This window comes from Streptomyces sp. NPDC048479, from assembly GCF_040651435.1.
Classification (GTDB): Bacteria; Actinomycetota; Actinomycetes; order Streptomycetales; family Streptomycetaceae; genus Streptomyces.
Map to the genome: position 1 here is coordinate 62,858 of NZ_JBEZKA010000023.1, position 16,955 is coordinate 79,812.

A 16,955-nucleotide genomic window follows, 5' to 3' on the forward strand; every position below is an offset into this window, starting at 1 on the left:
GACCCGACCCCATGTCGCTGACCAGCGATCCACCTGTCGACAAAGCGCCACCACCCACCGTCGCGGAACCCGAGGACTACGGTGCGCTGAAGGTGGTGCCCGTGCGCCACCCCTGGCGCTGGGCGGCCGTCGCCGCCACCGCGATCCTGCTTGTGCAGTTTCTGCACGGGCTGGCCACCAACCCGGGCTGGGAGTGGAAGGTTTTCGCGGAGTTCTTCACGGCCGAAGTGATCCTCAAGGCCGTCTGGATCACCCTTCAGCTCACCTTCTACGGCACGGCGATCGGCTTCGCCCTCGGCATCGTCCTCGCCTTCATGCGGCTGTCGGCGAGCCCCTTCCTCAAGTCGGTGGCCTTCACCTACATCTGGGCGTTCCGCTCCATCCCGCTCATCGTGCAGCTGCTGTTCTGGTTCAACCTCGCCTACCTCTACAAGGAGCTGCAGTTCGGCATCCCCTTCGGACCCGGTTTCTTCTCCTTCGACACGATGGGTCTGGTCGGCGCGATGAGCGCGGCCGTCCTCGGACTCGCCCTGCACCAGGCGGCGTACGCGGCGGAGATCGTCCGCGGCGGCGTACTGGCCGTGGACAGCGGTCAGCTGGAGGCGGCTGCCGCGCTCGGCATCCCCCGGCTGCGCCAGCTGCGCCGCATCGTGCTGCCCCAGGCGATGCGCTCGATCCTCCCCAACGCCGCCAACGAGATCATTTCCCTCTTCAAGGGCACCTCGATCGTCTCCGTCATGGCGATCGGTGAGCTCTTCTACCAGGTCCAGGTCATCTACGGACGCAACGGCCGGGTCGTCCCGCTGCTGATGGTCGCCACCGCCTGGTACATCCTCCTGACCACCGTGCTCTCCGTCCTCCAGCACTACGTGGAACGCCACTTCGCAAAGGGGGCCACGCGATGAGCGCGATGGTCGACGTACGGTCCGTGCACAAGAGCTTCGGCGCGCTGGAGGTGCTGCGCGGAGTCGATCTCGAAGTGCGCACGGGGGAGGTCGCCGTCGTACTCGGGCCCTCGGGCTCGGGCAAGTCCACGCTGCTGCGCGCCATCAACCATCTGGAGAAGGTGGACAGCGGCTGGATCAGCGTCGACGGCTCGCTCGTCGGCTACCGGCGCTCCGGCGACAAGCTGTACGAGCTGCGCGAGCGCGAGGTACTCAAGCAGCGCACCCAGATCGGCTTCGTCTTCCAGAACTTCAACCTCTTCCCGCACCTCACCGTGGTCGAGAACATCACCGAGGCGCCGGTCTCCGCGCTGAAGCGGCCCCGCAAGGAAGCCATCGCGACCGCGGAGAAACTCCTCGCCCGGGTGGGACTCGAGGACAAGGCGTCCGCCTACCCCAAACAGCTCTCCGGCGGGCAGCAGCAGCGCGTCGCCATCGCCCGCGCGCTGGCCCTGGAGCCGAAACTGCTGCTCTTCGACGAGCCGACGTCCGCCCTCGACCCCGAGCTGGTCGGCGAAGTCCTCGACGTCATCAAGGACTTGGCGCACCAGGGCACCACGATGATCGTCGTCACCCACGAGATCGGCTTCGCCCGTGAGGTCGCCGACACCGTGATCTTCATGGACGACGGCCGGATCGTCGAGCAGGGCGCCCCCGCCGACGTACTCGACAACCCCCAGCACGAGCGCACCCGCGCGTTCCTTTCCAAGGTCCTGTGAACCACCCATGTCTGCAAGGAGTTTCCACGTGAACACCCGCCGCACTTTCGCCGCCGCCGTCGCCGCGATCGCCGCCTCCGGTCTGCTCGCCGCCTGCGGAGGCACCAGCGATGCGGTGACCGACGTGGTGAAGCCCAAGGGCCAGAAGGGCGCGGGCATCAACATCTCGCCCGACCAGCACCGCATCCGCGGCAAGAAGGCCGACGCCGTCGCCGCCAAGGTGCCCGCCGCGATCCGCAAGCGCGGCACGCTACGCATCGGCGCCAGCGCCGACGCCTCGCCACCGCTCGGCTTCTACGCGACCGACGACAAGACACGGATCGGCGCCGAGATCGACATCGCCACTCTGATCGTCGACACCCTCGGCCTGAAGCCGCAGTTCGAAGAGGTCTCCTGGGAGAACCTCTTCGTCGGCCTGGACAGCTCCAAGTTCGACGGGGTCCTCTCCAATGTCACCGTCACCGAGGAGCGCAAGGAGAAGTACGACTTCGCGACCTACCGGCTCGACAACCTGGCCTTCGAGGCGAAGAAGGGCACCGGCTGGCGGGTGAAGGAGCCGAAGGACGTGGCAGGGAAGACCATCTCCGTCTCCTCCGGCACCAACCAGGAGAAGATCCTCGTCGACTGGAGCGAGCAGAACGTCAAGGCAGGCCTCAAGCCCGTCGACATCAAGTACTTCCAGAAGGACACCGACTACTACCTCGCCCTCCAGTCGGGCCGCATCGACGCCTATCTCGGGCCGAACCCGTCGGCTGCGTACCACGTGGCCTCGGCCGGACAGACCCAGATCATCGGCACCCTGTCGGGAGGCGGCTCGCAGGTCCAGGGCAAGATCGCGGCCACCACGAAGAAGGGCAGCGGTCTGGCCGCGGCGTACGCCGCGGCCATCGACCACATCATCGAGGACGGGTCGTACGCCAAGGTCCTGAAGCGCTGGGGGCTCTCGAGCGAGGCCGTCGCGAAGTCGGAGATCAATCCGCCGGGTCTGCCCAAGACCAAGAAGTGACCAGCGCCGGCTCCAGAGAGGCATTCATCGCCATGTCCCCCACCAGGCCCCTCCATCTGGCCGTCGCCCTCGACGGCCCGGCCCGGTACGACGCCGAGTGCTACGTCGGGCTCGCCCGGCTCGCCGAGCAGGGCGCCCTCGACTTCGTCACCCTCGGCGACTCCTTCGCCCGGCCGGGGCTCGACGCTCTCGCGGTGCTTTCGAGGGTCGCGCCCACCACCGAACGGATCGGCCTCGTACCGACCGTGACCACCACGCACACCGAGCCCTTCCATGTGTCCACGGCCGTGGCCACCCTCGACTGGGTGAGCCGCGGCCGCGCGGGCTGGCAGGTCGATGTGTCGACCACCGAGGCCGAGGCCCGGCTCTTCGGCCGTCGTCCGGCCACGCCCGGCGACGCGCTGTGGCGGGAGGCCGGCGAGGTCGCCGAGGTCGCCGCCCGGCTGTGGGACAGCTGGGAGGACGACGCGGAGATTCGCGACATATCGACAGGGCGGTTCATCGACCGCGACAAGCTCCACCGTGTCGACTTCCAAGGCGGCACGTTCAGTGTGCGCGGCCCCTCGATCGTGCCGAGGCCGCCGCAGGGCCGTCCCGTCACGGTCGCGGACGGTACGGGGGAGCCGGGCCGGGACGCGGCCGCCCGGCACGCCGACGTCGTTCTCGTACGGGCGGACGCACCCGAGCAGGCCGCCGCGCTCCGCGACGACATACGCCGACGCGCCGAGGCGCAGGGCCGTGACCCGGACACGCTGCGCGTCCTGGTCTCGCTCGTCGTCGACCTGGGCGAGAGCGAGCCCGGACTGGACAGTGACCCTCGGCTCGCCGGCGGTCCGCACTACAGCGGCGGCCCGGTCGACCTCGCCGAGCTGATCACCCAGTGGCACGCGGAGGCGGCGGTGGACGGCTTCCATCTGGCGCCCATCGCACCCCACCGGGACCTGGAGCGGATCGTCAACGGCACGGTCGCGCTGCTCCAGCACCGCAGTCTGTTCCGCACCTTCTATCCGGGCGGCACGCTCCGTGAGCATCTCGGTCTCGCCCGCCCGGCCAACCAGTACGCCCTCCCGGGGGGAAGCTCATGACCGCCGAACGCAAACAGATGCATCTCGCCGCCCACTTCCCGGGCGTCAACAGCACCACCGTCTGGGCCGACCCACACTCGAAGAGCCAGATCGACTTCTCCTCCTTCGAGCATCTCGCCCGCACCGCCGAGCGTGGACTCTTCGATTTCTTCTTCCTCGCCGAGGGGCTGCGGCTGCGCGAGCACAAGGGCGAGATCCACGATCTGGACGTGGTCGGCCGACCCGAGTCCCTCACGGTGCTCAATGCCCTGGCGGCCGTCACCGAACGGCTCGGCCTCGCCGCCACCGTCAACGCCACCTTCAACGAGCCGTACGAACTGGCTCGCCGACTCGCCTCCCTGGACCATCTCAGCGGCGGCCGGGCCGCCTGGAACGTTGTCACCTCCTCCGACGCCTTCACCGGGGAGAACTTCCGCCGCGGCGGCTATCTCGACCGGGCCGACCGTTACACCCGCGCCGCCGAGTTCGTCTCCGTCGCCCGTACGCTCTGGGACTCCTGGACGTCTGACGGGACGCCCCGTCCCTTCGCGCACTCAGGTCAACACTTCACGATCGAGGGCGAGTTCACCGTTCCCCGGTCACCGCAGGGCCACCCCGTGGTCATCCAGGCGGGCGACTCCGACGAGGGCCGGGAGTTCGCCGCATCCACCGCGGACGTGATCTTCACCCGGCACGGCACGCTGGAGTCGGGCCGCGCCTTCTACGCCGACGTCAAGGCCCGGCTCGCCGCGTACGGACGGGAGCCCGGCGACCTCAAGATCATGCCCGGGGTCAGCTTCGTCCTCGGCGACACGGACGCCGAGGCGCAGGAGCGGGCCGCGGAGATCCGCCGCCGGCAGGTCTCGCCGCAGAACGCGATCCTCGCCCTTGAGCTGGTCTGGGGCCGCGACCTCTCCTCGTACGACCCCGAAGGGCCGCTCCCCGACATCGATCCCGATCCGGACTCGGTCCTCGTCCAGGGCCGGGTCAAGGCCGGCGACCCGTTCGCGATCGCCGCCAAGTGGCGTGCGCTGTCGGAGGCCAAGGGCCTGTCCATACGGCAGACCGTCATCGAGACGACCAGCCGGCAGTCCTTCATCGGCTCCGCGAGGAGCGTCGCGGCCGCGCTGGCGGAGTTCGTGTCGAAGGACGCGGCCGACGGCTTCATCCTCGTCCCCCATCTCACCCCCGGCGGCCTCGACGACTTCGTCGACCAGGTGGTACCGCTCCTCCAGGAGCGCGGGGTCTTCCGTGCGGAGTACACCGGCTCGACGCTGCGATCGCACCTCGGGCTCGCCGAGCCGGTGTGGAAGGGTTGATCGCATGAGCAAGGACGCACAGGCAGCCAAGGACCAGCGGAACTGGCAGAGCTGGCACGAGCAGCGTGCAGCCACGGTCGCGGCCCCGTACGGACCGCTCTCGCTCACCGGTACCTACTGGCTCTCCGATTACCTGGAAGGTCGAATTCCGGCCGTCCCCGGGAGCTGGCTGGAGGACGGTGACGCGGTGGCGCTGACGGCTTCGGCCGGGGACGGTCTCACCGTGGACGACAAGCCCCTCACCGGCCCCGTCCGCCTCACCGCGGACCACGGGCCGATCCCCGAATCCCGGGTCGCGCACGGCGAACGGCGACTGGTCGTACTGCGCCGCGAAGGTCTGTGGGCGGTACGGGACTTCGACCCGGACTCACCGGCGCGGCACGTCTTCCAGGGCATCGAGGCGACGGCGTACGACGCCCGCTGGGCGCTGCCGGGACGCTTCCGTCCGTACAAGGAACACCGCAGCGTACGGGTCGAGAACGCCGACGGGCGTGAGCGCGGCCTCGGCCTCGGCGGCGAGATCGCCTTCGAGCTCGACGGCGAGGAGCGCACGCTGCAGGTCGCGGTCGAGCCGGACGGCTCGCTCTGGGCGGTCTTCGCCGATGCGACCAGCGGAAGCAGCAGTTACCGCTTCCGCTTTCTGCGGCCCTCCGCGCCGGCCGCCGACGGCACGGTGACCGTCGACTTCAACCGGTCCCTGCTGCCGCCGTGCGCCTTCGCGGACCACTTCATCTGCCCCTTCCCGCCCCCCGGGAACACCCTCGAGACCGCCGTCCCGGCGGGCGAACGGAACCTGCGGAGTCACTGACCCGTCCTACGGGTCGGACAAGTACGGCACAGCCCCGGTGGCCAACGAGCCGCCGGGGCCAGTCGGCATGGGGGCGCGGAGAGGCCGAAAGGCGCCCTTGCGCGGGAAGTTGACGCACCGAATACTCCCGAACAGCGCTTGTCAGGAGCACAGTCTGTCCGAAAACCGAACGTGCTCCCTGGCTGCGCCTCACGGGCCCGGAACCCCACAAAGGGCCCCCGATTCCCCTCGGGAGGAACGACAAGTGAGGATCAAGCGCACCATCCCCCGCAGTGGCACGGCGAGACGCATGCGTCTGCTCGCCGTCACCACTGGCCTGATCGCCGCCGCAGCGCTGGCCGTCCCCGCCGCCAGCGCCAACCCTGCACAGACCTTCAGCGCCAACCAGCTCACCGCCGCGAGCGACGCCGTACTCGACGCGGATGTGGCAGGCACCGCCTGGCTCATCGACAAGACGACCAACACCCTGGTCGTCACGGCCGACAGCACCGTCTCGAAGGCCGAAATAGCAAAGATCAAACAGGAAGCCGGGGCCAACGCAGGCGCGATACGCATCGAGCGCACCGCCGGCACGTTCTCCAAGCTCATCTCCGGCGGCGACGCCATCTACGCCACCAGCTGGCGCTGCTCGCTGGGCTTCAACGTCCGCAGTGGCAGCACCTACTACTTCCTGACCGCAGGCCACTGCACCGACGGCAACCCGCCCTGGTACACCAACTCCTCGCACTCCACGAGCATCGGGCCCACGGCCGGATCCAGTTTCCCGGGCAACGACTACGGCATCGTGAGGTACTCCAACACCTCGATCGCCCACCCGGGCACCGTCGGCAGCCAGGACATCACCAGCGCGGCCAACGCCACCGTCGGCATGTCCGTCTGTCGCCGCGGCTCCACCACGGGCATCCACTGCGGCAGCGTCACCGGCCTCAACGCCACGGTCAACTACGGCGGCGGTGACATCGTCTACGGCATGATCCGCACCAACGTCTGCGCCGAACCCGGCGACAGCGGCGGGTCGCTCTACTCCGGCAGCCGGGCCATCGGCCTGACCTCCGGCGGCAGCGGCAACTGCACCTCCGGCGGTACGACATTCTTCCAGCCGGTCACCGAGGCGCTGAGCGCCTACGGAGTCAGTGTCTACTGACGCACCACCACCGCAACCGACAGCAGTCGAGCCCCCGTCCAATATCAGCGGACGGGGGCTCGACGTCGCTCTCCCTTTTGAGAGGATGTCAGAGCGGTCGGGCACGGGAACAACGGGGGTTGCGGATCAGTGAAACGCATTGGAGTGACCGGCCACAGAGGCATCCCGCCCGAGGCGCACGCCCATATCCGCGCCGGGATGCGCGCCGAGTTCTGCGGCCACGAGGGCTCGATGGAAGCGCTCTCCAGTCTCGCGGCGGGCGCTGACCAGCTCTTTGCGGACATCGCTCTGGAGTACGGCGCGGAACTGACCGTGGTGATCCCCAGTGGCGACTACGAAGCCGGTTTCACGGCCCCGGACGAGCTCGCCAGGTACCAGGACCTCAGGGGCAGGGCGAGCCGGGAGGTCCAGCTGTCCTTCCCGCACTCCACGGACGAGGCCTACTACGCGGCCGGCGCCTATATCGCCGACAACTGCGACCGTCTGCTGGCGGTCTGGGACGGCCGCCCGGCCCGCGGTCTCGGCGGCACGGGCGACATCGTCCGCTACGCCCGACACCTCGGCAAGCCAGTGACGGTCATCTGGCGCGAGGGTGTCGAGCGCTACTGACCATCTCTCAACTTCGGTGCCTCACAAGCCAGTCGGTGTGCTGGGGCGAGACGATGCGCTCAGTCTCGTAGACCGCCGACGGCCACTCCACATCGCTGACCGAGGTCTCCATCGCCGTATGCATCGCCGCCAGGTCCTCCTCGACCAACGAGTGGGCGGCGATGAGGGGTTGATGGCGCCGGATCTCGCTCCAGGCCAGACAGGCGGCGGCCGCCGCCGACAACAGGCCCATCACATCGACGGATTCGGCGATCGAGAAGGTCCTCAGCAGCGCGAAGAAGAGTGCGAGCAGGGTGAGCAGCCCGATCGACGCGGACCAGAGCGCGGTGGCGCGGCGGGAGTTCTCCGTGCTCCGGTGGTACCAGTTGCGCTGCTCGATCAGCCGGTCCCTGACATAGGTCTCCTTGCGGATGCTGAACGTCTTCGCGTGCAGCCGCCGCATGGGTGTGGTGATCAGGTCCGCGGCGTCCACCTCGGCATCGCCGTGGCGCGGGTCCTGCCAGCCGACTTTGGCCAGCTCCCGCAGCCCTTCCTCCAGGCGCACGGCGAACAGCTCGTCCGCATCGGTGGAGTGGGAGTCGAAGGGCGCTCCATGGACGGCGTACCGCCAGCACATCGACTTGATGAACTCCGCTGCGGAGCGGTTGAGTTGCCAGTGCGACTTTGCTCTGCGCCGGGAGGTGCGATAGCCCAGCGCGAGCACCCCGGCATAGGCCAACGTGCTGAGTGCGCCCGCGAGTTGGAAGGTGTCACCGAGCCTCAGTGAGGACGGCAGCGTGGCCAGGGCGGCGCCCAGGACCAGGAGCAGCAGCTGGGAGCGGGTGGAGCCGACGGCCTCGCGCTGGTGCGAGATGGCGACGCTGTCCGTGCGATGGAAGAGAACCGGCAGATCATTGTTACGAAAGACCATGCTGTGCAGTGGGCCGGAAAATTCGGTCACGCGCACTCCCGTCTGCAGTTTTGTCTTCACTCTTTAGGCGGAATGGCTTGTTCCGTACTGTCCTGCGAGAATGCGCCACAACTCTTTTGTTCCGTCTCCATGTGCTGAGTTGCTGCGAGTGGCCATGAGAGTAAAGTCGTGCCGCCGGCATCGCAACGGTGCGTGGTATCTGTGCTGGACACAACGCTGGACACAACATCAAGGACGGCCCCTCATGAAGTTTCAGACCTCAGCGTCCTTCGCCGCTGCGAAGAAGAATCGCGTCCCGTTGGCTCAGATCGATCTCCGTGGCGCCGTTGCCGCCAGGAAGCTTGCCCGGGTGCTCCCCGTCTCGGTCGACGTCACTCGGCGTGCGTCCACGTTCAACTCGGCGCTCTAGACTGGCGGAATGACTGGACCCCTGGTCCCATTCCGCGAGATCGTATTGAAGGTCCACAGCAGATGTGATCTTGCATGTGACCACTGTTATATCTACGAACACGCTGATCAGAGCTGGCGCACTCGCCCGAAGGCAATCTCTGACGAAGCGATTTCCTGGACAGCTCTGCGACTGGCCGAGCATGCCAAGAGTCATGCCCTGCCCTCCGTGTCAGTGATCCTGCACGGAGGGGAGCCTCTTCTGGCAGGGCCCGCACGGCTGCGACACATCTGCGAGGAGCTCACCAAGGCCCTCGACGGAATCGCCGAACTCGATCTTCGTATCCATACGAACGGCCTCCAGCTCAGCCCCCGCTACCTCGACCTCTTCAGCGAGTACGACGTCAAGGTCGGGATCTCCCTCGACGGCGACCGGAGCGCGAACGACCGCCATCGCCGCTTCGCGGACGGCCGCACCAGCCATCCCCTGGTCCTCAGAGCCGTCGACCTGCTCCGCCAGGAGCGCTACCGCCACCTCTATCTCGGTCTCCTCTGCACCATTGACGTGGCCAACGATCCGATCGCGGTGTATGACGCGCTCACCGAGCTGGAACCGCCGCGTATCGACTTTCTGCTGCCGCACGCCACCTGGGACGCCCCGCCGGCCCGCCCGGACGGCTCGGCCACCGCCTACGCCGACTGGCTCCTGGCCGTCTTCGACCGCTGGGACGAGCAGGGCCGCAGCATTCCGGTACGGCTCTTCGAATCGGTGCTCTCCACCCTCGACGGCGGCCCCAGCCTCACCGAATCCCTCGGCCTCGCGCCCACCGACCTCGTCGTCGTCGAGACCGACGGCACCCTGGAGCAGGTCGACTCCCTCAAGAGCGCCTACGAGGGCGCCGCAGCCACCGGATTCGATGTGTATGCCCACCCTTTCGACGAGGTCGCGGCCCACCCCGGAATCAGAGCACGCCAGCAGGGACTCGCCGGAGTGAGCGAGACCTGCCACCGGTGCCCGGTCGTACGGTCCTGCGGCGGCGGGCTCTACACCCACCGCTACAGCTCCCGGAACGACTTCGACAACACCTCCGTGTACTGCGGCGATCTCGAGGCGCTGATCCGCGGTATCGAACAGCGCACTGCCGCCGCGACGGTGTCCGCCGCGGTCACGGACCCCGGCGTACTCATGGCCGAGCACCAGGACGTGACCCGCACCCTGCTCGCCGACGTCCACCTGGAGCTCGACGGACAGGGCGGCGAGGCCTGGGACGAGGCCTGGGAGTTGGCGTCCGCCCTGGAGGGGCGCTCCGACGCGCTCGACGTGGTGCTCGGCCATCCCTACACCTACACCTGGCTGCAGGACTGTCTGGCCGCCCTGCGCGAGGAGCGGCCGGAGGCGGCCGGGCTCGCGCTCCGGCTGCCGTCCTACCTCGCCGCCGCGGTCGTACGAGCCGGTCTCGAGGTACCCGTCCGGGCGCCGTACCGGAACGGCAGGCTCTGGCTCCCCACGCTCGGCGAGCTGCGGCTGACGGGCCCCGGGGAGCACGGCGAGGCCGAGGTGCGCGCGGCCGAGAAGGGGTTCCTGGTACACGTGGACGGCCGCGAGCCGTGGCACGTACGCGCCGATGAGGACAGTGGCGACTGGCGGCCCGTGCGCAGGCTCGGCGGCGACGGGGTGCCCGCGCTGCGCCTCGACGACATCGACCCGTACCGGGACTGCTTCGGCTTACCCGTGCGGGAGCGGCTCGGCTCCCGTGAGGCGGGCGGCTGGAGCGGGCGGCTGGCCGAGGCCTGGCAGCTGCTGCGGCAGACCGTACCCGCACAGGCCGCGGAGGCCGCCGACTGTCTGACGACGCTGACACCGCTGGTCTCGGGTGAGGCGTCGGTGCGCCGGCACGGCTATGGAGCGCTCGGGATCGCGGTGCCCGGCACGCCCGAGGAGCTGGCAACCGCGCTGCTGCGTGGTTTCAGGCGGGCCAAACTGCAGGCACTGGTCGAGGTCACCGATCTTTACGCGCAGGACGGCTGGTGGACCCACCGGGCGCCTTGGCGGGAGACGCCGATGCCCCTCTCCGAGCTGCTGGCCGGAGCGTACGAACGTGTGGGCCTCGCGGCCTTCGAACCGGCCGGAGCCGAGCAGGCCAGGCCCGCGCTGGAAACCCTGGCGCGCGCGGCCGAACTGACCGTCAGCGGCCGGCGCCTGCTGGACGAGCTGTGGAAAGAGTCGGACTGTGGCTGAGCCCGGGCGGACACGCCGGCCGGCCGTCACCCCGCTGCCGTGATGACACCCGAGCAGGCGGCGGCCTTCCGGGCGGACCTGCCGGCCATCGACGCCGCCGGATCCGCGGCCGTCGGATGGGCCGGTTGGCCGAGTCCGTGCGGAGCGCCGAAGGGCCGGGTGGATTTCCCCGCCGCACTTCATTCCATCTCGCCGAATACCGGACCGGAGCACGCCCGCGCACCTACCGTTGTGTGGTGCAGCGACCGGGTGGGGACAATCAATGGGCCGAGTGCAAGGCCGTCTTCTTCTGGAAAAGGGAGCAGAAGGGACAACTGGGAGGAAGGCCCGCAAGGTTGTTCCCGATCAAGGAACGGGTCGGGCCGTGCGGAGAGCTGGATGACCGAAAAGCGGTGTTGATTGACCGAACATCGGGGGGATGGAGAGTGACCGGCTCCGGAATGATTAATTCGCTCGCAGCCTTAGGCGCTTGTGGGTCTGGGTGTGGGCGTTCACACAGGACGGGGGTCGTGTGTCAGATTCAGCGCAACGAGCGGCGGATCACCGGCCGTACTTCTTCTTGAGCTATGCGCACACACCGCGGTACGGGGCCGGCGGCCCGGACCCCGATATGTGGGTCGAACGGCTTTTCCGTGATCTGTGCGGCCATGTGATGGCCATGACCGATCTGCCGGCCGGTGCGCCCGCCGGGTTCATGGACCGGGAAATCCGCTCGGGGGAGGGGTGGTCGGAGCGGCTGGGCGAAGTGCTGGCCACCTGCCGGGTGTTCGTCCCGCTCTTCTCACCGCGGTACTTCGCCAGTGAGATGTGCGGCAAGGAGTGGTACGCCTTCGCCCAGCGGGCCATCTACCACCATGCGAAGAGCAACCGGCCGGCGGAGGCGATCGTGCCCGCGCTGTGGGTGCCGATGCCGCCGGAGCAACTCCCGGGTCCCGCCGAGCGGTTGCAGTTCAACCACCGCGCCTTCGGCGACCGGTATGTCACCGACGGGCTCTACGGGCTGATCAAGTTACGGATATTCGCCGAGGAGTACGAGGCCGCCGTCTATGAACTCGCCAAACGCATCGTCAGCGTGGCGGACACTACGCGCGTCGGTTCCGGCAGCCCGGTCGACTACCGGCAGGCGCCCAGCGCCTTCGGCAAGCCCACCGGCGGCCCCCGCCCGATGCACGTGACCGTTGCCGCGCCCACCCGCCACGATCTGCCCGAGGGACGCGCCCCCGACTACTACGGCAAGCAGTCCCAGGAGTGGAATCCCTACCACCCGGACTCGGCACGGCCGTTGGCGTACATCGCCCAGGACCTGGTCCGCTCCCTCAACTACCAGGCGACCGTCTCCTCCTTCGACCACGAGACGCCACCCGACATCAGCCAGCCACCCACCCGGCCCGAGATACTTCTGGTCGACCGCTGGGCCCTGGAGGACGACGAGCGGCGCGAACGGCTCGCCGCCTTCGACGCGGAGCCGCGCCCCTGGGTGAGCGTCGTCGTCCCCTGGAACCGCGACGACCCGCAGAGCCGGACATCGGAGGCCGAACTGGTCGAGAAGCTGGAACGGACCATGCCGCACCAGATGCGCCAGGGCCGGACCGCCTGTCGGGCGGCCGCCAAGGGCGTGCTCAGCATGGAGGCCTTCGGCCAGCTCCTGCCCCAGGTGGTGGAGGCGGCGGCCCAGGAGTATCTGCGGCACGCCGAGGTCTTCCCGCCGGTGCCACCGGCCGGCGCCGGTGCGCGCGAACGGCCCCGGCTGCGCGGCCCGATGGCCGAGTACGGCACCACCCACTACGTCCCGCACACGCATGACATCGCCCCTGATGCGGAGGACACGGATGACAGGCAGTCGTGACGGACGCATCGTCACCTTCTATTCGTACAAGGGAGGTACGGGCCGCACGATGGCCCTGGCCAACACCGCCTGGATTCTCGCCGCGAACGGCAAGCGGGTCCTGGCGGTCGACTGGGACCTGGAAGCGCCCGGCCTGCACCGCTTCTTCCACCCCTTCCTCGACCCCTCCACGCTCGGCGCCACCACCGGAGTCATCGATCTGATCACCGAGTACGCCTGGGCCGCGACCAGCCCCGAGCCGCGCCGCGACGACTGGCATCTCGACTACGCGCGCATTCAGCCGCACGCCGTCTCCCTCACCCCCGAGAGCCTGGGCTGGGAGTTCCCGGACGGCGGCACGCTCGACTTCGTCTCCGCCGGGAAGCAGAACCGCGAGTACTCCGCGACCGTCTCCACCTTCGACTGGGACAACTTCTACGACCGGCTCGGCGGCGGCCACTTCTTCGACGCGCTGCGCGAGGACATGAAGGCCAACTACGACTACGTCCTCATCGACAGCCGTACCGGCCTCAGCGATATCGCTGACATCTGCACCGTCCATCTGCCCGACGTCCTGGTCGACTGCTTCACCCTCAGCGACCAGTCCATCGACGGCGCCGCCTCGGTGGCCCGGCAGATCGACGAGCGGTACGGCGGCCGCGGCATCAAGATCTTCCCGGTGCCGATGCGGATCGACGAGGGCGAGAAGGAAAAGGCGGACGCCGGACGCGCGCTGGCCAGGCTGAAGTTCGACCGCTTCCCCTCCGGGCTCAGCGGCGACGAACTGACCGCCTACTGGGGCGCGGTGGAGATTCCGTACCGGCCCTACTACGCCTACGAGGAGACGCTCGCCACCTTCGGCGACGAAGCCGGTCTGACCAACTCCCTGCTCTCCGCCTTCGAACGGCTGACCTCCGTCATCACCGAGCAGCGGATCACCTCCATGCCGCAGGTCGGCGAGGAGATCAGGCTCCGGATCAGGGACGCCTTCACCCGCCGCCGTCCCGCCCTGCCCGCCGACCTCTTCCTCAGCTATGTGGCCGAGAACCGCATGTGGGCCGACTGGGTCGAGTACATGCTCACCCGGGCCGGCTTCCGGGTCGTGCCACGCGATGTCTCCGTCGAACAGGAAACGGCCGGCGCGGACGCGCTCGCCGCCGAGAACGCCGCCCGCACGGTCGTGCTGCTCTCCAGCGCGTATCTCAAGTCCGCCCGGGCGGTGGAGGTCTGGCAGCGGGCCGCGGCCGAGGACCCGAGCGGCGGCCGACGGCATCTGCTGCCGATCAGAGTCGGCGACGTCCGGCTCACCACCCCGTACATCGACCGCAACCCGGTGGACCTCTTCCGCCTCGACGAGGTGGCCGCCACCACCGCGCTGCTGCGCGCACTGGACCGGCCGGTGCAGCTCCCCGACAGCGCGTCGCCCGGACCGCGCTTCCCCGGCACCGTGCCGAAGATCTGGAACGCGCCGCCCCGCAACCCCGGCTTCACCGGACGCTCGGTGGTGCTGGAGCGGATGCGTGACCAGCTCGGCGGCGGCATGGCCGTGGCGGCGGTGCTGCCCCAGCCGCAGACCCTCTACGGGCTCGGCGGCGTCGGCAAGACCCAGGTGGCGCTGGAGTACGTCCACCGCTTCATGGCCGACTACGACCTGGTGTGGTGGATCTCCTCCGAGCAGCCCGACGACGTGGTCGCCGGACTCGCCGAACTCGCCGTCCGGCTCGGCGCCCAGGGCGGCGAGGACATGGCGGCCGCCTCCGAGGAAGCCATCGAACTGCTGCGGAACGGAGTGCCGTCCTCGCGCTGGCTGCTGGTCTTCGACAACGCCGACGACCCCGAGCAGCTCAAGCGGTTCTTCCCACCGCAGGGGCCCGGGCACATCCTGGTCACCTCGAGGAATCAGGCCTGGTCGCAGTACGGGGACGCGCTGCCCGTCGATGTGTTCCTGCGTGAGGAGTCCATCGAGCACCTCAGGCGGCGTGCTCGCGGACTGACCATCGAGGACGCCGACCAGGTCGCCACCGCCGTCGGCGACCTGCCGCTCGCCGTCGAACAGGCCGCGGCGTGGATCGCGGAGACTGCCACACCCGTCGCCTCGTATCTCGAGCAGCTGAAGGAACAGGCCGCGAGCGTCCTCGCGCTCAACCAGCCCGTCGGATATCCCGAGCCGGTCGCCGCGACCTGGAACGTCTCCATCGAGCGGCTCAAGGAGCGCTCGCCCGCCGCGGTGCGTCTCCTCCAGCTCTGTGCGTTCTTCGCACCCGAGCCGATCTCCGCGAACCTCCTTTACAGCAAGGAGATGATCGACGCGCTCAAGCCGTACGACGCCTCGCTCCAGGAGAAGCTGGTGCTCGGCCGGGTCATCCGGGAGATCGGCCGGTTCGCCCTGGCCAAGGTCGACCAGGTCTCCAACAGCATCCAGGTGCACCGGCTGGTGCAGGCGGTCATCAGGGCTCAGCTGACCGAACAGGAGCAGCAGGACGCGCGGCACGCGGTCCACCGGATCCTCGCGGGTGCGCGGCCCGACGACGACGAGCCGATCGACAACCCCGAGACCTGGCCGAGGTTCGCCACCATCTGGCCGCACCTCGGCACCTCGGAGGCGCGATTCTGCAAGGAGCCTGAGACCCGTCGGCTGATGATCGACCGTGTGCGCTATCTGTGGAAGCGCGGCGACTGGAACGCCGCCTACACGCTTGCAGGCGAACTGCGCGACACCTGGAAGGAGATGCTGGGCAACGACGATCTGCAGTATCTCTACCTGCGCTTCCATCTCTCCAACATCCTTCGCTCGCAGGGCCGTTATGTGGAGGCCAAGGAGCTGGACGAGGTGACCCTGGAGCGCCAGCAGGAGGTGCTGGGCCAGTCCCATCCGCATACGTACATGACCACCAGCGGGCTGGCGATGGACCTGGGCACCCTCGGTCAGTACGGCAGGGCGATGGAGCTGGCGACCGAGGCGCACGAGGGATTCAGTCAGATCTTCCACGAGTCCCATCCGCGTACGCTCGCGGCCGCCAACAACCTGGCGCTGAATCTGCGCATGGTCGGCCAGTACGCCAGGGCGCGCGAGATCGACCAGGAGGTCTTCGACCGGCGTACCGAGGTGCTCGGCCCGGAGCATCCGTACACCCTCTCCTCCGCCGTCAGCCTCGCCAGGGATCTGCGGGAGGTCGGACGGTACGAGGACTCGGTCTCGGTGCTCGTGCGTACGTACGACATCTACAAGGAGCAGCTCGGCCGGACCTTCCCGGGCACACTGGCGGCGGCCAAGAGCCTCGCCGTGTCGCTGCGCAGGGCCGGCCGTCTCGAGGACGCGCGGCGGCTGACCACGGCCACCCGCAACCGCTACCGCGCCAAGTACACCTCGGCCAACCCGGACTCGCTCGCCTGCGATCTGAATCTGGCGGCCGACCTGTTCGCGGCCGGGGAGCCGGTGGCGGCACGGGATCTGGCGCAGGAGGTCGTCGACCAGTACACGAAGGTGCCGGGGGAGCGGCATCCGTACACTCTCGCCGCCCTCAACAACCTCGGCATCTTCCACTGGGGCTGCGGCGCTCCGGAGGCCGCGGAACAGCTGCTGCTGAAGGTGTCGAGGACGATGCGGGAGGTCCTCGGGGAATCCCATCCGCATGCGCTGTACAGCACCATCAACCTCGCCAACGCCCTTGCCGACCTGGGCGGTCTGGAGGAGGCGCTGGAGATCGAGCAGCGGACCGTGACCAGGCTGCGCGAGGTACTGGGCGCGCACCATCCCGAGGTGCTCGGTATCGCCTCCAACATGTCCGTCACGCTCGGCCTGCTGGGCCGCAAGGCCGAGGCGGCGCATCTGCGGGCGGAGACCGTGGAGGAGCTGCAGCGGCTGCTCGGCGAGGAGCATGCGCTGACCCGGATCGCACGCGACGAGCGCAGGGTGCACCGCGATCTGGAGCCGCTGGCGGTCTGAACCCGGGGCTCCGTCCAGTGCCCCGCTCCTCGAAC

General features: G+C 68.9%; 13 protein-coding genes. 12 read left to right on the top strand and 1 reads right to left on the bottom strand.

The genetic code is table 11. From position 1 onward, the window contains the following. Positions 1 to 11 precede the first annotated feature (11 nt). The 8 genes from AB0D12_RS30265 (at position 12) to AB0D12_RS30300 (ending at position 7,613) form a co-directional block, all read left to right on the top strand. On the top strand, positions 12 to 905 hold the full coding sequence (locus AB0D12_RS30265) for an amino acid ABC transporter permease (RefSeq protein WP_362689622.1): 894 nt from the start codon (positions 12 to 14) through the stop codon (positions 903 to 905). After that, on the top strand, positions 902 to 1,663 hold the full coding sequence (locus AB0D12_RS30270) for an amino acid ABC transporter ATP-binding protein (RefSeq protein WP_362689625.1): 762 nt from the start codon (positions 902 to 904) through the stop codon (positions 1,661 to 1,663). The genes AB0D12_RS30265 and AB0D12_RS30270 overlap by 4 nt, the downstream gene beginning before the upstream one ends. A gap of 28 nt (positions 1,664 to 1,691) precedes the next feature. Then, complete coding sequence (locus AB0D12_RS30275) at positions 1,692 to 2,669, top strand: ABC transporter substrate-binding protein (RefSeq protein WP_362689628.1); 978 nt, start codon at positions 1,692 to 1,694, stop codon at positions 2,667 to 2,669. Positions 2,670 to 2,701: 32 nt separating this feature from the next. Continuing rightward, on the top strand, positions 2,702 to 3,754 hold the full coding sequence (locus tag AB0D12_RS30280; protein ID WP_362689631.1) for an LLM class flavin-dependent oxidoreductase: 1,053 nt from the start codon (positions 2,702 to 2,704) through the stop codon (positions 3,752 to 3,754). A 17-nt stretch (positions 3,755 to 3,771) separates the two neighbouring features. Further along, complete coding sequence (locus tag AB0D12_RS30285) at positions 3,772 to 5,052, top strand: NtaA/DmoA family FMN-dependent monooxygenase (RefSeq protein WP_362689826.1); 1,281 nt, start codon at positions 3,772 to 3,774, stop codon at positions 5,050 to 5,052. Between the two features lie 4 nt (positions 5,053 to 5,056). Further along, positions 5,057 to 5,860, top strand: coding sequence for a DUF1684 domain-containing protein (locus tag AB0D12_RS30290; protein WP_362689634.1), 804 nt, complete (start codon positions 5,057 to 5,059; stop codon positions 5,858 to 5,860). A gap of 244 nt (positions 5,861 to 6,104) precedes the next feature. Next, the gene (locus AB0D12_RS30295; RefSeq protein ID WP_362689637.1) at positions 6,105 to 7,004 is read left to right on the top strand and encodes a S1 family peptidase; all 900 of its coding nucleotides are present in this window, start codon (positions 6,105 to 6,107) and stop codon (positions 7,002 to 7,004) included. 129 nt (positions 7,005 to 7,133) lie between these two features. Then, positions 7,134 to 7,613 carry a hypothetical protein gene (locus tag AB0D12_RS30300; protein WP_362689640.1) on the top strand — a complete coding sequence of 160 codons (480 nt, stop codon included), beginning with the start codon at positions 7,134 to 7,136 and terminating at the stop codon, positions 7,611 to 7,613. Positions 7,614 to 7,620: 7 nt separating this feature from the next. On the opposite strand, the gene AB0D12_RS30305 is transcribed toward AB0D12_RS30300, so the two are convergent. After that, on the bottom strand, positions 7,621 to 8,523 hold the full coding sequence (locus AB0D12_RS30305) for a DUF4231 domain-containing protein (protein WP_362689829.1): 903 nt from the start codon (positions 8,521 to 8,523) through the stop codon (positions 7,621 to 7,623). A 244-nt stretch (positions 8,524 to 8,767) separates the two neighbouring features. On the opposite strand from AB0D12_RS30305, the gene fxsA reads away from it, so the two are divergent. The 4 genes from fxsA to fxsT all read left to right on the top strand — a co-directional run bounded on the left by fxsA (position 8,768) and on the right by fxsT (position 16,920). Continuing rightward, positions 8,768 to 8,932, top strand: coding sequence for an FxSxx-COOH cyclophane-containing RiPP peptide (fxsA, locus tag AB0D12_RS30310; RefSeq protein ID WP_327322663.1), 165 nt, complete (start codon positions 8,768 to 8,770; stop codon positions 8,930 to 8,932). 9 nt (positions 8,933 to 8,941) lie between these two features. Further along, positions 8,942 to 11,149, top strand: coding sequence for a radical SAM/SPASM protein FxsB, inactivated metallohydrolase extension form (fxsB, locus tag AB0D12_RS30315; protein ID WP_362689644.1), 2,208 nt, complete (start codon positions 8,942 to 8,944; stop codon positions 11,147 to 11,149). A 511-nt stretch (positions 11,150 to 11,660) separates the two neighbouring features. Beyond that, positions 11,661 to 12,995: a TIR-like protein FxsC gene (locus AB0D12_RS30320; protein ID WP_362689647.1), complete on the top strand. Its 1,335-nt coding sequence runs from the start codon at positions 11,661 to 11,663 to the stop codon at positions 12,993 to 12,995. Then, positions 12,979 to 16,920: an FxSxx-COOH system tetratricopeptide repeat protein gene (fxsT, locus tag AB0D12_RS30325; protein ID WP_362689650.1), complete on the top strand. Its 3,942-nt coding sequence runs from the start codon at positions 12,979 to 12,981 to the stop codon at positions 16,918 to 16,920. The genes AB0D12_RS30320 and fxsT overlap by 17 nt, the downstream gene beginning before the upstream one ends. The last annotated feature ends 35 nt before the right edge of the window (positions 16,921 to 16,955 follow it).

What these genes read in the sequence shown, in the direction of transcription:
- fxsA (WP_327322663.1), top strand. Translation starts at nt 8,768, where the DNA reads ATGAAGTTTCAGACCTCAGCGTCCTTCGCCGCTGCGAAGAAGAATCGC.
- AB0D12_RS30265 (WP_362689622.1), top strand. Translation starts at nt 12, where the DNA reads ATGTCGCTGACCAGCGATCCACCTGTCGACAAAGCGCCACCACCCACC.
- AB0D12_RS30270 (WP_362689625.1), top strand. Translation starts at nt 902, where the DNA reads ATGAGCGCGATGGTCGACGTACGGTCCGTGCACAAGAGCTTCGGCGCG.
- AB0D12_RS30285 (WP_362689826.1), top strand. Translation starts at nt 3,772, where the DNA reads ATGCATCTCGCCGCCCACTTCCCGGGCGTCAACAGCACCACCGTCTGG.
- AB0D12_RS30305 (WP_362689829.1), bottom strand. Translation starts at nt 8,523, where the DNA reads ATGGTCTTTCGTAACAATGATCTGCCGGTTCTCTTCCATCGCACGGAC.
- AB0D12_RS30280 (WP_362689631.1), top strand. Translation starts at nt 2,702, where the DNA reads ATGTCCCCCACCAGGCCCCTCCATCTGGCCGTCGCCCTCGACGGCCCG.
- AB0D12_RS30290 (WP_362689634.1), top strand. Translation starts at nt 5,057, where the DNA reads ATGAGCAAGGACGCACAGGCAGCCAAGGACCAGCGGAACTGGCAGAGC.
- fxsT (WP_362689650.1), top strand. Translation starts at nt 12,979, where the DNA reads ATGACAGGCAGTCGTGACGGACGCATCGTCACCTTCTATTCGTACAAG.
- fxsB (WP_362689644.1), top strand. Translation starts at nt 8,942, where the DNA reads ATGACTGGACCCCTGGTCCCATTCCGCGAGATCGTATTGAAGGTCCAC.